The organism is Mycobacterium sp. (assembly GCF_965229265.1).
Lineage (GTDB): Bacteria > Actinomycetota > Actinomycetes > Mycobacteriales > Mycobacteriaceae > Mycobacterium.
Map to the genome: position 1 here is coordinate 102,288 of NZ_CBDDIY010000013.1, position 16,617 is coordinate 118,904.

The 16,617-nt window shown below is 67.0% G+C and carries 13 protein-coding genes and 1 pseudogene; 8 read left to right on the forward strand and 6 right to left on the reverse strand.

Translation table 11 applies throughout. The features are described 5' to 3' along the window. Nucleotides 1–96: 96 nt before the first annotated feature. The 3 genes from ADBZ9K_RS22595 (at nt 97) to ADBZ9K_RS22605 (ending at nt 4,609) form a co-directional block, all read left to right on the forward strand. Entirely contained in the window at nt 97–2,637 is a 2,541-nt protein-coding gene (locus ADBZ9K_RS22595) for a DEAD/DEAH box helicase (protein ID WP_526624488.1), read from the forward strand. Nucleotides 2,638–2,761: 124 nt separating this feature from the next. After that, complete coding sequence (locus tag ADBZ9K_RS22600) at nt 2,762–2,911, forward strand: hypothetical protein (RefSeq protein WP_526624489.1); 150 nt, start codon at nt 2,762–2,764, stop codon at nt 2,909–2,911. A 57-nt stretch (nt 2,912–2,968) separates the two neighbouring features. Beyond that, nucleotides 2,969–4,609 (forward strand): peptide chain release factor 3, encoded by a 1,641-nt coding sequence (locus ADBZ9K_RS22605; RefSeq protein WP_526624491.1) that lies wholly within the window; start codon nt 2,969–2,971, stop codon nt 4,607–4,609. 9 nt (nt 4,610–4,618) lie between these two features. Here the strand turns inward: ADBZ9K_RS22605 and ADBZ9K_RS22610 are convergent, their stop codons facing one another. Next, nucleotides 4,619–5,848, reverse strand: a complete 1,230-nt coding sequence (locus ADBZ9K_RS22610) for a cysteine desulfurase-like protein (protein ID WP_526624492.1) — start codon at nt 5,846–5,848, stop codon at nt 4,619–4,621. 138 nt (nt 5,849–5,986) lie between these two features. Between ADBZ9K_RS22610 and ADBZ9K_RS22615 the strand changes: the two are divergent. From ADBZ9K_RS22615 to ADBZ9K_RS22630, 4 genes and pseudogenes are all read left to right on the forward strand, one after another. Continuing rightward, a pseudogene (locus ADBZ9K_RS22615) lies at nt 5,987–6,910 on the forward strand (FAD-dependent oxidoreductase); the annotation flags it as partial. Between the two features lie 472 nt (nt 6,911–7,382). Then, nucleotides 7,383–8,126 carry an SDR family oxidoreductase gene (locus ADBZ9K_RS22620; RefSeq protein WP_526624494.1) on the forward strand — a complete coding sequence of 248 codons (744 nt, stop codon included), beginning with the start codon at nt 7,383–7,385 and terminating at the stop codon, nt 8,124–8,126. Nucleotides 8,127–8,359: 233 nt separating this feature from the next. Then, complete coding sequence (locus tag ADBZ9K_RS22625; protein WP_526624496.1) at nt 8,360–9,403, forward strand: cupin domain-containing protein; 1,044 nt, start codon at nt 8,360–8,362, stop codon at nt 9,401–9,403. 22 nt (nt 9,404–9,425) lie between these two features. Then, a complete protein-coding gene (locus tag ADBZ9K_RS22630; protein ID WP_526624498.1) occupies nt 9,426–10,250 on the forward strand; it encodes an alpha/beta fold hydrolase in 825 nt (274 codons plus the stop codon). A gap of 10 nt (nt 10,251–10,260) precedes the next feature. Here ADBZ9K_RS22630 and ADBZ9K_RS22635 read toward each other — a convergent pair whose 3' ends face one another. The 3 genes from ADBZ9K_RS22635 to ADBZ9K_RS22645 all read right to left on the reverse strand — a co-directional run bounded on the left by ADBZ9K_RS22635 (nt 10,261) and on the right by ADBZ9K_RS22645 (nt 13,898). Then, nucleotides 10,261–11,988, reverse strand: a complete 1,728-nt coding sequence (locus ADBZ9K_RS22635; RefSeq protein ID WP_526624500.1) for an amidohydrolase — start codon at nt 11,986–11,988, stop codon at nt 10,261–10,263. Nucleotides 11,989–12,111: 123 nt separating this feature from the next. Further along, a complete protein-coding gene (locus ADBZ9K_RS22640) occupies nt 12,112–13,113 on the reverse strand; it encodes a glycoside hydrolase family 6 protein (RefSeq protein WP_526624502.1) in 1,002 nt (333 codons plus the stop codon). Nucleotides 13,114–13,202: 89 nt separating this feature from the next. Further along, nucleotides 13,203–13,898 (reverse strand): SDR family oxidoreductase, encoded by a 696-nt coding sequence (locus ADBZ9K_RS22645; RefSeq protein WP_526624504.1) that lies wholly within the window; start codon nt 13,896–13,898, stop codon nt 13,203–13,205. A 174-nt stretch (nt 13,899–14,072) separates the two neighbouring features. Here ADBZ9K_RS22645 and ADBZ9K_RS22650 point away from each other — a divergent pair, with 174 nt between their 5' ends. Then, a complete protein-coding gene (locus tag ADBZ9K_RS22650; RefSeq protein WP_526624505.1) occupies nt 14,073–14,807 on the forward strand; it encodes a DsbA family protein in 735 nt (244 codons plus the stop codon). 17 nt (nt 14,808–14,824) lie between these two features. On the opposite strand, the gene ADBZ9K_RS22655 is transcribed toward ADBZ9K_RS22650, so the two are convergent. Together ADBZ9K_RS22655 and ADBZ9K_RS22660 are read right to left on the reverse strand one after the other, a co-directional pair. After that, nucleotides 14,825–15,742, reverse strand: a complete 918-nt coding sequence (locus ADBZ9K_RS22655; RefSeq protein WP_526624506.1) for a DUF732 domain-containing protein — start codon at nt 15,740–15,742, stop codon at nt 14,825–14,827. 7 nt (nt 15,743–15,749) lie between these two features. After that, on the reverse strand, nt 15,750–16,529 hold the full coding sequence (locus ADBZ9K_RS22660) for an ion channel (protein WP_526624508.1): 780 nt from the start codon (nt 16,527–16,529) through the stop codon (nt 15,750–15,752). Between the last annotated feature and the right edge of the window lie 88 nt (nt 16,530–16,617).

Consider the following 16,617-nt stretch of genomic DNA (forward strand, 5'->3'; position numbering starts at 1 on the left):
GTGCCGCTCGTCACAAACTGGTCCGAACGCGCAGCGACGCCGCAGTCCGGGTGCGGTCGGCTCGCCTGAAGTGGAATACGCTGTACCGGTATCCACATGACTGCCGCCGCCCCCTTACTCGACGATCCGGGCGACCTCTCCACCATGCGGGCCATGGGCTCCGACCCCGATCGGCTGTTCGCCGCCTTCGCAGGTTGGGCCGAGGCCGCCGATACCCCGCTGTATCCGGCGCAAGAGGAAGCGCTGATCGAGTTGGTCAGCGGCGCGAACGTCGTCCTCGCGACTCCGACCGGATCGGGAAAGTCGCTGGTGGCCACCGGCGCGCTGTATGCGGCCCTGGCCGCGGACCGGCGCAGCTACTACACGGCCCCGATCAAAGCGCTGGTGAGCGAGAAGTTCTTCGCACTGTGCGAGATATTCGGGGCGGTCAATGTCGGCATGCTCACCGGTGACGCCGCGGTCAACGCGGACGCGCCGATCATCGCCTGCACCGCGGAGATCCTGGCCAACGTCGCGTTGCGGGAGGGGGCCGAAGCCGACATCGGCCTGGTGGTCATGGACGAGTTCCACTTCTACGGCGACCCCGACCGCGGCTGGGCGTGGCAGGTGCCGTTGCTGGAGTTGCCCCACGCCCAATTCCTATTGATGTCGGCCACGCTCGGCGATGTCACGTTCCTCCGCGAGGACCTCACCCGGCGCACCGGCCGCCCGACGGCTCTGGTCGCGGGCGCCGAGCGACCCGTCCCGTTGTTCTACTCCTATGCGACCACGCCCATGCACGAGACGATCGCCGACCTGCTGGAGACCAAGCGGGCGCCGATCTACGTCGTCCACTTCACCCAGGCCTCGGCACTGGAGCGGGCGCAGGCGCTGATGAGCGTCAACGTGAGCACCAAGGAGGAGAAAGCCGCGATCGCCGAACTGATTGGCGCGTTTCGGTTTTCGACGGCATTTGGCTCCACGTTGTCGCGACTGGTGCGGCACGGCATCGGAGTCCACCACGCCGGGATGTTGCCGAAATATCGGCGGCTGACCGAACAACTCGCCCAGGCCGGCCTGTTGAAGGTCATCTGCGGCACCGACACCTTGGGTGTCGGCATCAACGTGCCGATCCGGACGGTCGTGTTCTCCGCGTTGTCGAAGTACGACGGAACGCGGACCCGGCTGCTCAATGCCCGCGAGTTCCACCAGATCGCCGGGCGAGCCGGGCGAGCCGGCTACGACACCGCCGGCACCGTCGTGGTGCAGGCCCCCGACCACGAGGTGGAGAACCTCAAGCAGTTCGCCAAGGTCGCTGATGATCCGAAGAAGCGACGAAAGCTGGTGCGCCGCAAGGTTCCCGAGGGCATGGTGCCGTGGAGCGAGTCGACCATGACCCGACTGGTCGAAGCCACTCCAGAACCGCTGACGAGCAACATGCGGGTGTCCACGGCGATGATCCTCGACGTCGTCGACCGCCCCGGTGACCCGTTCATCGCAATGCGCCGGCTGCTCACCGAGAACCACGAGCCGCGAAAGCGCCAGCTGCAGCACATCCGAGAGGCCGTCGGCATCGCCCGCTCGCTGCTGCAGGCGGGGGTGCTCGAGCGGCTCGACGAACCGCAGGCCGACGGGCGCCGTTACCGGTTGACCGTGGACCTGCCGCCGGACTTCGCCCTCAACCAGCCACTGTCGACGTTCGCGCTCGCCGCGGTCGGGGTTCTCGATCCGGCTTCGGAAACCTTTGCGCTCGACGTTGTTTCGGTAATCGAGGCGACTCTCGAGGATCCCCGCCAGATACTGGCGGCACAGCTGAACAAGGCTCGGGGCGAAGCTGTGGCCGCGATGAAGGCCGAGGGTATCGAGTACGACGAGCGGATCGAACTGCTCGACGACGTCACCTACCCCAAGCCGCTCGACGAGCTCCTGACACACACCTTCGAGGTCTACCTGCACAGCAACCCGTGGGCAGCCGACGCCCGGCTGTCCCCGAAATCCGTTGTCCGCGAAATGTGGGAGCGGGCCTTCACGTTCCGGGAGTTCGTCAGCGTGTACGGCTTGACGCGCTCGGAGGGAGCGGTGCTGCGCTACCTGTCCGACGCCTTCAAAGCGCTGCGGTCCTCGGTGCCCGCCGCCGCCCGGACCGAAGAGTTCACCGACATCGTCGAATGGCTCGGCGAACTGGTGCGCCAGGTCGATTCCAGCCTGCTCGACGAGTGGGAGCAGCTCACCAGTCCCGACCAGCCGCACGATGCCCCGGTGGCGGTGCCGGCTCGCCCGCGCCCGCTCACCGGAAACGAACGCGCCTTCACCGCCATGGTCCGCAATGCGCTGTTCCGGCGCGTGCAGCTGTTCGCCCGGCGCCGCTGGCATGACCTGGGCGAACTCGACGGCGGCGCCGGGTGGACCGCCGAGCGCTGGGCGGAGGTCGGGCTGGGGTACTTCGCCGAGCACGACGACCTCGGCACCGGCGCGGACGCCCGCGGCCCCGCGCTGCTGATCATCGACCGCCAGCCCGGCGCGTGGCGGGTGCGCCAGATCCTCGACGACCCGGCCGGCGACCACGACTGGGGTATCGACGTGGAAGTGGACCTGGAAGCCTCCGACGATGCCGGGGCCGCCGTGCTGCGGGTGACCGACGCCGGCCGCCTCGATTAGCCGGCGAACCCGCCACAGAAGTTCCTTAGCAGATTCATGGCCAAGCCGACTGTCTCGCTCAGCTTTGAGGAGGAAGCTTGGTGCTAACGGAAAGACCGTGAAGCTCTGTGAAAGGCCGCTGGTAATGGGACCTAAGACCGCCGACGCGATCGTCATCAATCTTGAAACACACCCGGTATGGCAGTCCGCCCAGCGCTACTCCCAAGAGGTGAGCGCGGCCATGCGCAGGCACCCGTCGTTCCAGAGCCGTCAGCACGGCTGCGACCCCACCTGATCGGCCGCCTGCACGATTAGAGGTTTTGCGCCGTCGGCAAATACCATCGACAGCGCAATGACAGATCACGACCTGCAACTACGTCCGCCCTCCGGGGCAGCCGCAACCCGTCTGACCACTGAAGCCGGCCGCCGGCGCACCTTCGCCGTCATCAGCCACCCGGACGCGGGAAAGTCGACGCTGACCGAGGCCCTGGTGCTGCATGCCCGGGTGATCACCGAGGCGGGTGCCATCCACGGCAAGGCCGGCCGGCGCGCCACGGTGTCGGACTGGATGGAAATGGAGCAGGCCCGAGGCATCTCCATTACCTCGACGGCGCTGCAGTTCCCCTACCGCGCACCCGACGGGCAGGACTGCGTCATCAACCTGCTCGACACCCCCGGGCACGCCGACTTCTCCGAGGACACCTACCGGGTGCTCTCCGCTGTCGACTGCGCGGTGATGCTGATCGACGCGGCCAAGGGCCTGGAGCCGCAGACTCTCAAGCTGTTCCAGGTCTGCAAGCATCGCGGCCTGCCGATCCTCACCGTGATCAACAAGTGGGACCGCCCCGGCCGCCACGCCTTGGAGCTGCTCGACGAGATCCAGGAGCGCATCGGGCTCAAACCCACGCCGCTGACCTGGCCGGTCGGAATCGCCGGTGACTTCAAGGGCGTCCTGGACCGCCGGACCGGCAATTTCATTCGGTTCACCCGCACCGCCGGCGGTGCCACGGCGGCACCCGAGGAACACATCACGCCTGAACGGGCCCACGATGCCGCCGGTATCGACTGGGACAACGCGGTCGAAGAGTGCGAACTGCTCACCGCCGACGGCGGCGACCACGACCAGGAGGCGTTCCTCAACGGTGAGACGACGCCGGTGTTGTTCACCTCAGCGGCGCTGAACTTCGGGGTGAATCAGCTGCTGGACAACCTGGTGCGGCTGGCGCCCGCGCCCAGCGGGCAGCTCGACGTCGACGGCAATCTGCGGCCGGTCGACTCGGCGTTCAGTGCGTTCGTGTTCAAGGTCCAGGCCGGCATGGACTCGGCCCACCGTGATCGCATCGCCTACGCGCGGGTCTGCTCAGGCACCTTCGAACGCGGGGACGTCCTCACCCACGCCGCCACGGGCAAGCCGTTCGTCACCAAGTACGCCCAGTCGGTGTTCGGGCAACAACGCTCGACGCTGGACAACGCGTGGCCGGGCGACGTGATCGGGCTGGCCAACGCGGCGGCGCTGCGTCCCGGCGACACCCTGTTCCGCGACGTGCCCGTGCAGTTCCCGCCGATACCCAGCTTCTCCCCCGAGTACTTCTCCGTCGCCCGCGGCACCGACCCGAGCAAGCACAAACAGTTCCGCAAAGGCATCGAGCAGCTGGAGCAGGAAGGCGTGGTGCAGGTTCTACGCTCGGACCGACGCGGCGATCAGGCGCCCGTGCTCGCCGCCGTCGGCCCGATGCAGTTCGAGGTCGCCAGCCACCGGATGGCGACCGAGCTCAACGCGCCGATCGCCCTGGAACCGCTGCCCTACACGGTGGCCCGCGCTGTCGACCCCGACGACGCGGAATTCGTTGGCAAGCAGGTGTCGGCGGAGGTACTGACCCGCTCCGACGGCGTCATGCTCGCGCTGTTCACCACCCGATGGCGGCTGCAGGGCTTCCAGCAGGACAACCCGAGCGTGGTGTTGCGTTCGCTGGTGGCCGCCGGCGACAACTGAGCCCGCCGGCTACGCGTCGAGGCAGGCGGCCAACGCCGCCAGCAGCCGATCCACGTCCTCGATGTTGGTGTAGGGGCTCAGACCGATCCGCAGTCCCCCGTCGGGGAGGCCGAGGTGGCGCGCCGCCTCATAGGCATAGAAGGAACCCGCCGGCGCGTTGATGCGCTCATCGGCCAGGCTGGCGCTGATGTCGGCGGACCGGTGTCCGGCGAAGGTGACCAGCAACGTCGGGGTCCGGCGCGCGGCCCGCGAGTGCACGGTGACCCCCGGAAGTTGGCGCAGGCCCTGCTCGATGATGACGCGCAGCTGGTCTTCGTGGCGCGCGAGGGCGGTCATACTCGACACCAGGCGGGCACGCCGGTCACCCTCGAAGCCGGTGAGCCCGGCCAGAAAGCCGACGGCGGCGCTGACCCCGGCCATGATCTCGTACGGCAAGGTGCCCAGCTCGAAGCGTTCCGGAATCTGGTCGGTGGACGGCTTGAGCTTGTCCGGGTGCAGACCCTCCAGCAGATCGGGTCGCGCGGCGAGCACCCCGCAGTGCGGCCCCAGGAATTTGTACGGCGAGCAGGCGAAGAAGTCGGCACCAAGATCGGCGACGTCGACGACGCTGTGCGCGGTGTAGTGCACGCCGTCGACGTAGACCAGCGCCCCCGCCGCGTGCGCGTCGGCGGCGATAGTGCGCACGTCGGGCATCGTGCCGACGAGATTGGACGCTGCCGTCACCGCGACCAGCCGGGTGCGGTCGCTGAGCTGCGCCGCGACGTTCTCGACCGGCAGTTCCGCCGTGTCGGCATCGAAGTCGGCCCACCGCACCGTCACTCCCGCTCGCCCGGCGGCGATCACCCAGGGCCGGATGTTGGCGTCATGGTCCAGCCGCGACACCACGATCTCGTCACCGGGTTGCCAGGTCGCCGAGATCGCCCGGGCCAGGTCGAACGTCAAGGCGGTCATGCTTCGCCCGAAGATCACCCCGCGCGGGTCGGCATTGAGTAACTGGCCCATCGACTGCCGGAATGTGTGCACGATCGCTTCCGCGTTACGTTCCGAGGCGGTGGTGGTGCCCCGGTTCGACAGCGGGCTGAGCATCGCGTCGCGCATGGCGTCGGCGACGACGTCGGGGGTCTGCGACCCGCCGGGCCCGTCGAAGAACGCCGTACCCGACCGCAAGGCCGGAAAGCACACCCGGACGGCGTCGATGTCAAGATCCGGGGGGCGGACGGCGTCGCTGGCGAATGTCATAGCTGCATGATCCCCAATCTCGCGGCGATCTGCAGCAGAAGCCGCCGCGCGGTCACCTACACCGGTCATATCCCTTGTAGCACAAGCACACTCGTCTACCTGAGGGAGCCGTCTGCGCCGATGGTAGGTTGGGCACACATGAGCCGCCACGCTGTCATCTCCGGAGCCGGGATCGCCGGACCGACCCTGGCCCACCACCTGGCCGAGCGCGGTTGGCGCACCACCGTCCTGGAGCGCTTCCCCCAGCGCCGCGACGAGGGGCAGAACATCGACGTCCGAGGCGCAGCGCGTGAGATCGCGCGCCGTATGGGCATCGAAGAGGCGATCCGAGCGGCCAACACCGGCGAAATCGGAATGCGCCTCCTAGACGACGACGCAGCCCCGGTCGCCTCGTTCCCGATGAGTGCCGCCGGAGAAATCGACGGTCCGACAGCCGAATTCGAGATCCTGCGCGGGGAGCTATCGCGCATCTTGATTGAGCGCACCGCCGAGCGTACCGACTATCGATTCGACTCCCAGATCGCCGATCTCACCGACCATGGCGATCAGGTCACCGTCGAGCTGCGCGACGGCGCGGCCATCAATGCCGACCTCGTCGTCATCGCCGAGGGACTGCATTCGCGTTCCCGGCGATACGTAACGCCGGTCGACGCCGAAGACCTCGGCATGTACCTCGCCTACGCCACACTTCCCCGTCGAGACTCCGACGACTCGTGGTGGCGCTGGCAGCACGTCGCCGGGTCGCGCTCCGTTCACCTGCGTCCGGACAATCTGGGCACGACCCGCGCCATCTTGACCTTCATGTCCGATGTCCGCGGGCTCGAGGACCTGCGCCAAGACGATCAAATCGCCATCCTGCGAAGGACATTCGACGATGTCGGTGGGTTGGCCCCGCGTATCCTTGCCGACCTGGACCGGGGTGGGCCGTTGTACTTCTCGGCTGTCGGCACGGTGCTGGCGCCGACCTGGAGCACGGGGCGCGTCGTTCTGATCGGTGACGCCGCATTCTGTCCGGGGACCTTCGGCGGCGGCGGCACCAGCCTCGCCATGATCGGCGCCTACGTCCTGGCCGGTGAGCTTTCGCGCACCGAGGATCACCGCGCCGCACTTGCGGCCTACGAACAGTTCATGCGCACCCACATCGTCGATGCCACCCCGATGATTCGGCGCAGCGTGCTCAGGCGCGCCAATCCCCGCACCGCAGCGGAGTTCGCACGCTGCGGGCAGGCGCGCGGCTGGTCGCCAGCCCGGTCGGTCAGGCCGCCGCGAGGGCGTTCGGCAAGAGACTTGTCAACGTCGCCGCCGACGGTCTTCGCCTGCCGGACTATCCAACGGCGGCTCCCTCATCCCAGTAGGGTCCACGGCCGGTCGCCAAACCTGACCGGAATCGTCTCACCGACGTCGCTCACACCCGGGATCGGCGGACTACGGACTTTCCAGGGTTCGCATACAGCGGCAGTGGTGCAACGCTGGAACTCAGTCACCCCGGCCCGCGATGGCGCCGGAAGCTCACGCTTGGAAAGGGATTCGCACCATGAAGATCACCGTGATCGGCGCAACCGGCCTCATCGGATCCCAGGTGGTGGGGCTTCTCACCGCCGCTGGTCACGACGTCGTGTCCGCCGCCAGGAGCACCGGAGTCGATGTTCTGACCGGGGCGGGCCTGTCCGACGCGCTGGCCGGCGCCGAGGTGCTGGTCGACGTCACGAACTCGCCGTCGTTGGAGGACGAACCGGTACTGGCATTCTTCAGCACATCCTCGACGAACCTGGTCGGCGCGGCCAAGGCCGCCGGGGTGCGGCACTATGTCGCCCTGTCGATCGTCGGCGTCGACGGGTTGCTCGAGAGCGGCTACATGCGCGCCAAGGTCGCGCAGGAGGCGACGATCCGGGAATCCGGGCTGCCCTACACCATCGTGCGGGCGACGCAGTTCCACGAGTTCGCCGACATGATCGTGGGCTCGCTGCTGGCCGACGGGACCATCCACGCGCCCGATGCCCGGATCCAGCCGATCGCCGCCGCGGAGGTCGCCGCCGAGGTCGCCGATGCCGCGCAGGCGGCCCCCACCAATGGCGTGATCGACATCGGCGGACCCGAGAAGATGAGCTTCGCGCAGCTGGCCCGCACCCTGACCGAGGCCCGGGGACAGGCAACACCGGTCGTCGTCGATCCCGCCGCCACCTACTTCGGTATACCGGTCGGCCAGGACAGCCTGGTCACCGGCCACGGCGCGGTCATCGCCGACACCCGGTTCGCCGATTGGATTGCCGGGCAATGACATACCCGGCGGGCCCTGACCCAGGTCAGCCGAGGAGCTCGTGCGGCCCTGCTCAGGTGATCGCCCGGCCTATCGAGGGTTGCTCCGGCGGATTGGCCGATTCCGGCTAGCAGGTAGTACGGACTCCGCCATTCCGCACTGCCCCTGGCGGCCACCGTCCATGACAACCGCCGGTGAATGGACCAGAGTCAGGGACAGCTCCCCCGCCGCCTACCGACCACCAGGAGGATCTCGTGCCGACGCCCCCCGCCCGCAGCATCCATACGATCTCGCTTCTGGACGGCGAGATCGTCGAGGAGTCCGAGCTTGGTTCAATGCGACGCGTCACTGCTGACAACCTGCCGATCCTCAACGGGTTGTCGATCAAGCGGGTGCTGCTCAATCCCGGTGCCATGCGGACCCCGCACTGGCACGCCAACTGCAACGAGCTCACCTACTGCGTGTCCGGCACCGCGCTGGTCTCGATCCTCGATGACGGCAGCGCGTTCTCCACCTTCATCGTGACCGCCGGCCAGATGTTCCACGCCAACTCCGGTTCACTGCACCACATCGAGAACATCGGTGACGACGTCGCCGAGTTCATCATCGCCTTCCGCAGCGAACGGCCGGAGGACTTCGGGTTCGGCGCCACCCTGGGGGCGTTCAGTGACGCCGTGCTGGGTAACACCTACGACCTGCCCGCCTCCGACTTCGCCACGATCCGCCGCAGCACGACCGATCACAAACTGGCCGCCCGGATCGGTGGTCCGGACATCCCCGCCGCCGCTCACTTCAAGGACCCGCACAAGTTCGACATCGAGGCCCAGGCTCCCGGACTCAACTACGTCAGTGGGAACGCGCGGTTCGCGCGGGATCAGTTCTGGCCCATCCTCAAAGACATCTCGATGTACTCACTGCGCGTCACCGAGGACGGTATGCGAGAACCGCATTGGCACCCGGCCACCGCAGAGATGGGCTACGTCCAGCACGGTGACGCGCGCATGACGATCATGAATCCCGATGGCAGCCTCGATACTTGGCAGCTCAACCGCGGCGACATGTACTTCATCCCACGCGCTTACCCCCATCACATCGAGAACACCGGCACCGACGAGTGGCACTTCCTGATCTTCTTCGACCAGCCCTTCCCCGCCGACATCGGCTACCGAGCCTCGGCGAGCGCGTACTCCCGCGAGGTCCTTGCGGCGACGTTCAATACCCACATCGACGATCTGCCCACCTTCCCGTTCACCCCCGCCGACCCGCTCATCGTCACCCGCTCCAACCCTGTCGACTGATCGCCAACCGAAAGGCACTGCCATGGCATTCATCACCACCTCCGACGGCACCGACATCTTCTACAAGGATTGGGGGCAGGGCCAACCCATCGTGTTCAGCCACGGCTGGCCGCTGTCATCCGACGACTGGGACAACCAGATGCTGTTCTTCCTGGCTCACGGTTACCGCGTGATCGCCGCCGACCGGCGTGGGCACGGCCGCTCGACCCAGACACCCGACGGGCACGACGCCGACCACTACGCCGACGACCTGGCCGCGGTTGTCGAGCACCTGGACCTGCGCAACGCGATCCATGTCGGGCATTCCACCGGCGGCGGTGAGGTGGTGCGCTACCTGGCCCGCCACGGCCAGGACCGCGCGGCCAAGGCCGCTCTCATCAGCGCGGTGCCACCGTTGATGGTGCAGACCGACGCCAACCCGAAGGGCTTGCCCAAGAGTGTGTTCGACGACCTGCAAGCCCAGCTCGCCGCCAACCGCTCGGAGTTCTACCGCGCGTTGCCCTCGGGTCCGTTCTACGGCTTCAACCGGCCGGGGGCCGAACCCTCGGAGGGCATCATCTCGAACTGGTGGCGGCAGGGGATGATGGGCGACGCCCTGTCGCACTACGACGGCATCGTCGCGTTCTCCCAAACCGACTTCACCGAGGATCTGAAGAAAATCACCATCCCGGTGCTGGTCATGCACAGCGAGGACGACCAGATCGTGCCCTACGTGGCGGCCGGTCCCCGGTCGGCCGAGCTGCTGACCAACAGCACACTCATTACCTACCAAGGGTTCCCGCACGGTATGCCCACTACGCACGCTGATGTGATCAACGCCGACCTACTCGCCTTCATCCAGGGTTGAACGCGACCGTTCAGCAGTGCGGCGGGGTAACGCTACCCAGCAAGGCCTGGTCGTAGCGGTGGGCCACCTCTTTGACCGATGCCATGAAGCCATCCAGGTCGACGCGCCGGCCCGAGATCCAGGTCCCCAGGACCTGCATGGTGTCCTGCAGGCGTGACGGGTCGACGGTGTAGGGGTCGGTGTTGAGCAGCACGAAGTCCGCGAGCTTACCGGTTTCGATGGAGCCGATCTCATGCTCACGCTTCTGCTGCCAGGCGGCGGTGATCGTGTGGGCCTCGAGTGCCTCGTCGAGGGTGAGGCTCTGCTCAGGTGCGTGCACCGTCCCGGACGCACTCCGCCGGGTGACGGCGTTCTGGATGTTGAACCAGGGCAACGGCGGTGACACGAAGCCGTCATTGTGGAAAGTTGGCCGCATACCGCCGTCGTAAGCGTCTCGGTACGGTTGCCACCGGGCTCCGTAGGACGGTTCGAACATGACCCCGTCGTAGAGGTCACCCCAATACAGCGCCTGGAAGGGCGACATGGAGGCCGTGACCCCTAGGTTGCCGGCGCGGGCACACTGGTCTTTGGTGGGCGTGGAGAAGTGCTCAACCCGCCAGCGATGATCCGAACCGGTCAGTCCATGGGCATTCAGGGCCCGCTCATATCCGTCCAACACGACGTCGATGCCCGCGTCACCATTGATGTGGGTGGCGATCTGAACGTCTTTACCGATGAATTCTCCTGTTAGGGAGAGGAATTGGTCGAGCGTATAGTTCAACACCGATAGCCCGGGGGCAGTGCCCACGGGAATGCCGGCGATGCGGGCGCGATCGGAATCCAGATAGGGAACGCTGATCGACGCCGTACCGATCGACGGACTGCCGTCCATCCAGATTTTGTAGCCGGCCCGCCGGATCATCGGCGCCAGCTCCCCGAAGTCCAGCTCGGAGTGCGCACCGGTGTCGTAGGTCGTCTGGTACAGCGAATACCGAACTGGACATCCAGGTATGCCGGCCAATGCCTCCAGCGGTGCGCGCAGCCTGTTGACGAACGCCATGTCGCAAGCGGCAGTAAAACCGTTGCGCGCCAACGTCGAATACCACGCACCGAGATTCGCCAACGGCGACGGCACCACACCGGGCAGGAAGGCGGCGAGCGCCAGCATGAACGCCTGGGTCTCGAATCCGACTCCGCCTGCCGATCCATCGGCTCGCCGGGTCCACCGCGCATCGGGGGTATCCGCCGGCGGAGTCGCACCCTTCCAGCCGAACACCGGCATCGCCCGGGAGTTGAAGTACAGGGCATGGCCGGTGATGTCGAGGATCAGCACCGGGTGATCGGGGAAATACTTGTCCAGGCTCGCGCGGTCCGGCATCGGGATGGACAACAGCAGCCGGTCCAAACCCGAGAACAGCAGCGGCTGGCCGGCCGGCGTCTGCCTGCGGAGTTGCACGAAAAGGGTCTCGACGTCCTGCCAGGTCGGAAACCCCACGAACGGGGCTATCCAATGCGCCGGTTGTTCACAGAGGACGGCGGCCGGAACGGGGTGGTCATGGGTTTGGATGAACCCGGGCATCAGCACGGCTGAACCGAGTTCCTCGACCGGGGCATCCGGTGCCGCAGCCCGGCAGTCCGCGAGAGAACCCACAGCGACGATTCGCCCCGAGTCGTGCTCCACGGCGACGGCATCGGCCCGCGGCTGGACGGGATTCATGGTGATCACCGATGACGCCGTCAGAATCGATAGCGAGCCCACCGCACCTCCTCTACGTTTCCGGCAACGGTATCGTCCCCGAGCTCACCGGACGACTCCGCGGGATGTGCGGCGAGGTCGGCTTCACGCGTTCGTCAGGTGCTGCGCCCCGCTGGCGTGCGGCTGCTAGTGGCCGGCGTTGCGCGCCAGATCGATGGCGTACTGGTTCACGAAGCGGCCGGCCCCGGGGTCACCTTGGCCGCACGATCCGTCGGATTCACCGGGACGCTTGACCCATAGGAAGGCGTCGATGTGCCCGTTGCCGGTGTCGGTGGTCGGTGCGACGCCAAGCGCCCGCCCAGTCGGATTGCACCAGTACATCGGGTCACCTTCCACCGGCCCGGCACCGTTGCGTGAGGTGTCGATGACGTAGTGGGCGCCGTTGGTCTGTCCCGAAATGGCTTCGCCGTATCCGATTTCCTCATCGGTGGTGAAGAAGTTGGCGGTGTTCAGGCTGAAGCCCCGCGCCTTGCCCACGTCGACCTGGTTGAGCCGCGCCGACATCTCGTCGGCATTCACCCAGCGCGAGTGGCCGGCATCGACGTAGACCGCGGTGGCCGGGTTGGCGGTCAGCGTATCGACGGCATACCGGATCAGGTCGAAGCGTTCCTGGCGCTGGCCTCCCGACAGGCAGTCGGCCATGGCCAGCGCGTCGGGTTCGAGGATGATGGCCGCCGGCCCGGCTCCGATGGCACCGGCAACACTGTCGATCCATCCTCGGTAGGAGTCGGCCGAGCCGAATCCACCCGCAGCGAAGTTGCCGCAGTCACGATGCGGGATGCCGTAGAGCGCCAGCAGCGGGATGGTCCCGGCGGCCTGCGCCGCGGCGATGTACTTCGCATCCACCGACGGCGTCGACAGCTGGTCCATCCAGTACGCCTGCGGTGTGTTGGCGATGTAGTCCAACTCGGGGCTCGGCGGGTTAGCGCCGTGTGCGGCGCGCATGGCCGCCGAGTTGGGGTTCACATAGAGCGGCATGCCCGCCAGCGGATTGGCGTCTCCGGCCAGGCGCACCGCCGGCGGCGGGACGATCGGCGCCGGCTCGGTGGCCACCACCGCGCCGGCGACGGCGGCGACGGTGAGGAAGGGGGCGATCCAACGCGCGACTGCACCAGCAGCTGAGGACATCACCGAAAGAAAAATAGTGTGGTGAGTCAATAAGTGCCAATTACCGTCGGCAACCGGCGGATAGTCGCCGCGTCACCGATGCTGCCACGTCACCGCCCGGTCGGCACGCCGATGTTCGCGGTGGACAGCCCCGCCTTCACCGTGCGGGTCAAGTCGTCGCCCAGAATTTCGGCGTCACCGTTGAGCAGGCCGGCGATGGCCTGCGCCGCCACCGTCGCGGGATCGCTCTTCAGCTCCGCGGGGATGTAGCTGACCATATCGGTGTCCATGTAGCCGACGTGCAGGGCCGCGACGTGGATTCCGCGGGGCGCTAGCTCGGTGCGTAGCGCATCGGTCAGTGCCCAGGCGGCCGCCTTCGCCGCAGAGTAGGCCCCCGAATCGGGGGCGTGATACCAGGCCAGCACCGACAGCACGTTGAGAATCGCACCACCGCCGTTGCGCTCGATGATCGGCACGAACTCGCGGCTCACGTTCAACGTGCCGAAGTAGTGCGTCTCCATCTCCAGGCGGATGTCGTCGATCGGGCCGGTGAGCAGGCCGGCCCGCGTCGAGACTCCGGCGTTGTTCACCAGCATCGTCACGTCGCCGGCCACGACGGCGGCGCGACGCACCGATTCCGGATCGGTGATGTCGAGTTGAACGGGTATCACCCCCGGCAGGTCGACGGTCTCGGGCCGTCGGGCCGCGGCATAGACCTTCGCGCCGCGCGAGATCAGTTCGGCGGCCAGTTGTCGTCCGAGCCCACGATTGGCGCCGGTTACCAGCGCCGTGATGTTCTGCGTCATCGGATGGTTCCTTTCCCGGGTCTTGATGGCACCAACCCTAACGAGGCTGGGTTCATTCCGCTAGACCCAGGAGGCCCGTCCTTGCACGTGGAACCGGTAGGTGGGTTGTGCGGCAACCTCTGGTGGAGCCGCATCACGTTCACCGTGTCCCCGGCTGCCCCCTAGGCTGGGTGCATGAACGGTCCGAACGGGTTCCGCGGCGATGAGCTCCCGGCCACCGACGGCAGTCGCCGGTTGCTGCTCCAGATCGCGTTGACCGCGTGCGTGGTGGTAGCCGCGGTCATCACGGTGCTCTACGTCATGACATCCGGCGACCAGCCGGTGACCGGTCACGCGGTCGCCGGTGAGACTGCGTCGGACCAGGCGAAGTCGGTGCGGGTGACGTCGAGCAGGCTGATCACCAAGGAGGGCAGCACCCAGCCCAAGGTCGTGTTGTCGTTGTACGAGGACTTCCTGTGCCCACACTGCGCCCGCTTCGAACGGAAATTCGGATCGACCATCGGTGACCTCATCGCGTCGGGCGCGGTGGCCGCCGACTACTACATGGTCGCGATCCTCGACTTCCCGTTCAACCAGAACTACTCGTCGCGGGCCGCCAGCGCGGCGTACTGCGTCGCCGACCAGTCCACCGATGCATTCCTGCGCTTCCACACGGCGCTCTTCGCCAACCAACCCGATGAGACGTCGACGACGTTCCCCACCGACGCGCAGTTGACTGAGACGGCCCGACAGGCGGGCGCCGATGTCGGCGATTGCATCAGCGGCAAGCGGTATCTGGCGATGGCGCAGGACCTGGCGGCCACGACCGGCATCCACGCCACCCCGACGGTGCGCATCAATGGGCGCGACTACGAGCTGAGTACGCCAGAGGCGTTGGCCAGGAAGGTCACCGAGCTGGCCGGGCGTTGACCACCCACGGCGGCGGGTCAGTGACCGAGGTGAACCTGAACTCCGTGCGAACGCAGCTGTTCGAAGCTGTAGCTGAAATCCCCGCGGTGCCCCACGGATACGACGTAGCGATCCTGGCCTTCGGTGATGGGAAAGGTGAACGAGAACGTGCAGCTGGCTGCATTTCCGGTCCCGGGACCGAGCGCGGTGGTGGCGAGGATCTCTCCCTTGCCGTTCTTGACGCTCACCGGGGTCGACGAACCCACATCGGCGTACCCGTCGGTTCCTCTGCATGAACTTCCGTCGACGGCGATCGCGCCCATACCCAAGCCGTCGGTGAGCACGAAAACCCCGGATACCGTTGCGGATTCGAGGACGCGAAATCCCTCGTTGAACTGCGGGCAAAACGCGTCGACGGCGATCTTGTCGGCAGGAAGCCCTTGTTGGGGGCCCCCGCCTTCCAACTGACGGCAGACGTCGTGCCCATGGGCGACGGCGTTGGCGTCGGAGTTGAACTGATGACTCAGTCCCGCGATCTGCAGGGCTTGCAGGTAGCCGACTTCGGGTGGCGGGACCGGCCGGTGCCCGGACCAGTTCAATCCCCACACCACCGCCGCCACCATCACGATGATCGCGGTGGCGGCCCCGGTCGCCAGCCAGGTCGAGCGGATGCTCGATCGCGCGGAGGACAACTCGACGTAGTCCGGCAACATCTGACCACCCACCGGATCGCTTGCCTGCACCCTGCCGTTGCGCACTCGGTTGGTCGGCCGGCCGGTGACGTAATAGCGACCCTCGTACCGCGCCGTGGGATCCGGACGCCACCCGGTGGGCGTGATCGGTGTTCGCACACCGCCGCAGCGTGCACACACACCACTCGCGTCGAGGCCGGCGCCGCAATACGGACAAACCGCCGGCGCCTGGCCGGCCGACTGTCGACGGCGCCACCGGCTCATCGCCGGACTACCTCGACTCCGAAACGCGGCGGTCCGTGGCGCCTCGCGAGCCGGATTCTTCGAGCGATCGCTGGAAATCGCCGAGTTGTTCACGCAGAGCGGTGATTTCGTTGTGCAGCTCGGCGACGTGTGCTGCCGTGGCCGCCTCGGTGGTGGAGTCTTCCTCGGCGACCCGCTGGACGATCCAGGACGCGATAGTGGCGGTAATGGTGCCCAGCAGGCTGATACCACCGATCATCAGCAGGGTCGCGACGACCCGGCCGGTCGCGGTGACCGGGTATTCGTCGCCATAGCCGACAGTGGTGATGGTGGCGATCGACCACCACAGCGCTTGGCCGAAGCTGGTGATCTTGGCGGTGGGTTCGTCCCGCTCGGCCTGCAGTACGGCCAGGGAAGCGACGTAGACCAGGAGCACCGCTCCCGCCGCCGCGTAGACGACCACCCGACCGCGGATGGCGTTACCGAGCGCCTTCTGCAGAGCGGTGACCAGGATGACCAACCGCACCAACCGCAGTGGCCGCAGCATCGGCAGCGCGACGACGGCCAGATCCAGCAGGTGCCGCCAGAACCAGGTGCGTCTGTCGTCGGCCAGCCACAACCGGGTGAAGTAGTCGATGGCGAACGCCGCCCAGCACGCCTTGGTGACGATATCGACCCACAGCTCGCCCTGCCCGTGAGGCTGGACGAGGACTTGGATGGTGTAGGCGGCCAAGAAGACCAGAGCGATCCCTGCCAGGGGCCATTCGGCCCGATGTTCCCAGTGATGAAGCCGGGCAGGTGCACTCATAGCGGACAGTCTGAGGCATGCACACCCGGCCGCGCATCGACCGGTCGCCGGAACAGAAACCGGTCAAGCGTGTGGGGTGCGCCGGTGT

What these genes read in the sequence shown, in the direction of transcription:
- ADBZ9K_RS22595 (WP_526624488.1), top strand. Translation starts at nt 97, where the DNA reads ATGACTGCCGCCGCCCCCTTACTCGACGATCCGGGCGACCTCTCCACC.
- ADBZ9K_RS22600 (WP_526624489.1), top strand. Translation starts at nt 2,762, where the DNA reads ATGGGACCTAAGACCGCCGACGCGATCGTCATCAATCTTGAAACACAC.
- ADBZ9K_RS22605 (WP_526624491.1), top strand. Translation starts at nt 2,969, where the DNA reads ATGACAGATCACGACCTGCAACTACGTCCGCCCTCCGGGGCAGCCGCA.
- ADBZ9K_RS22610 (WP_526624492.1), bottom strand. Translation starts at nt 5,848, where the DNA reads ATGACATTCGCCAGCGACGCCGTCCGCCCCCCGGATCTTGACATCGAC.
- ADBZ9K_RS22620 (WP_526624494.1), top strand. Translation starts at nt 7,383, where the DNA reads ATGAAGATCACCGTGATCGGCGCAACCGGCCTCATCGGATCCCAGGTG.
- ADBZ9K_RS22630 (WP_526624498.1), top strand. Translation starts at nt 9,426, where the DNA reads ATGGCATTCATCACCACCTCCGACGGCACCGACATCTTCTACAAGGAT.
- ADBZ9K_RS22640 (WP_526624502.1), bottom strand. Translation starts at nt 13,113, where the DNA reads ATGTCCTCAGCTGCTGGTGCAGTCGCGCGTTGGATCGCCCCCTTCCTC.
- ADBZ9K_RS22645 (WP_526624504.1), bottom strand. Translation starts at nt 13,898, where the DNA reads ATGACGCAGAACATCACGGCGCTGGTAACCGGCGCCAATCGTGGGCTC.
- ADBZ9K_RS22650 (WP_526624505.1), top strand. Translation starts at nt 14,073, where the DNA reads ATGAACGGTCCGAACGGGTTCCGCGGCGATGAGCTCCCGGCCACCGAC.
- ADBZ9K_RS22655 (WP_526624506.1), bottom strand. Translation starts at nt 15,742, where the DNA reads ATGAGCCGGTGGCGCCGTCGACAGTCGGCCGGCCAGGCGCCGGCGGTT.
- ADBZ9K_RS22660 (WP_526624508.1), bottom strand. Translation starts at nt 16,529, where the DNA reads ATGAGTGCACCTGCCCGGCTTCATCACTGGGAACATCGGGCCGAATGG.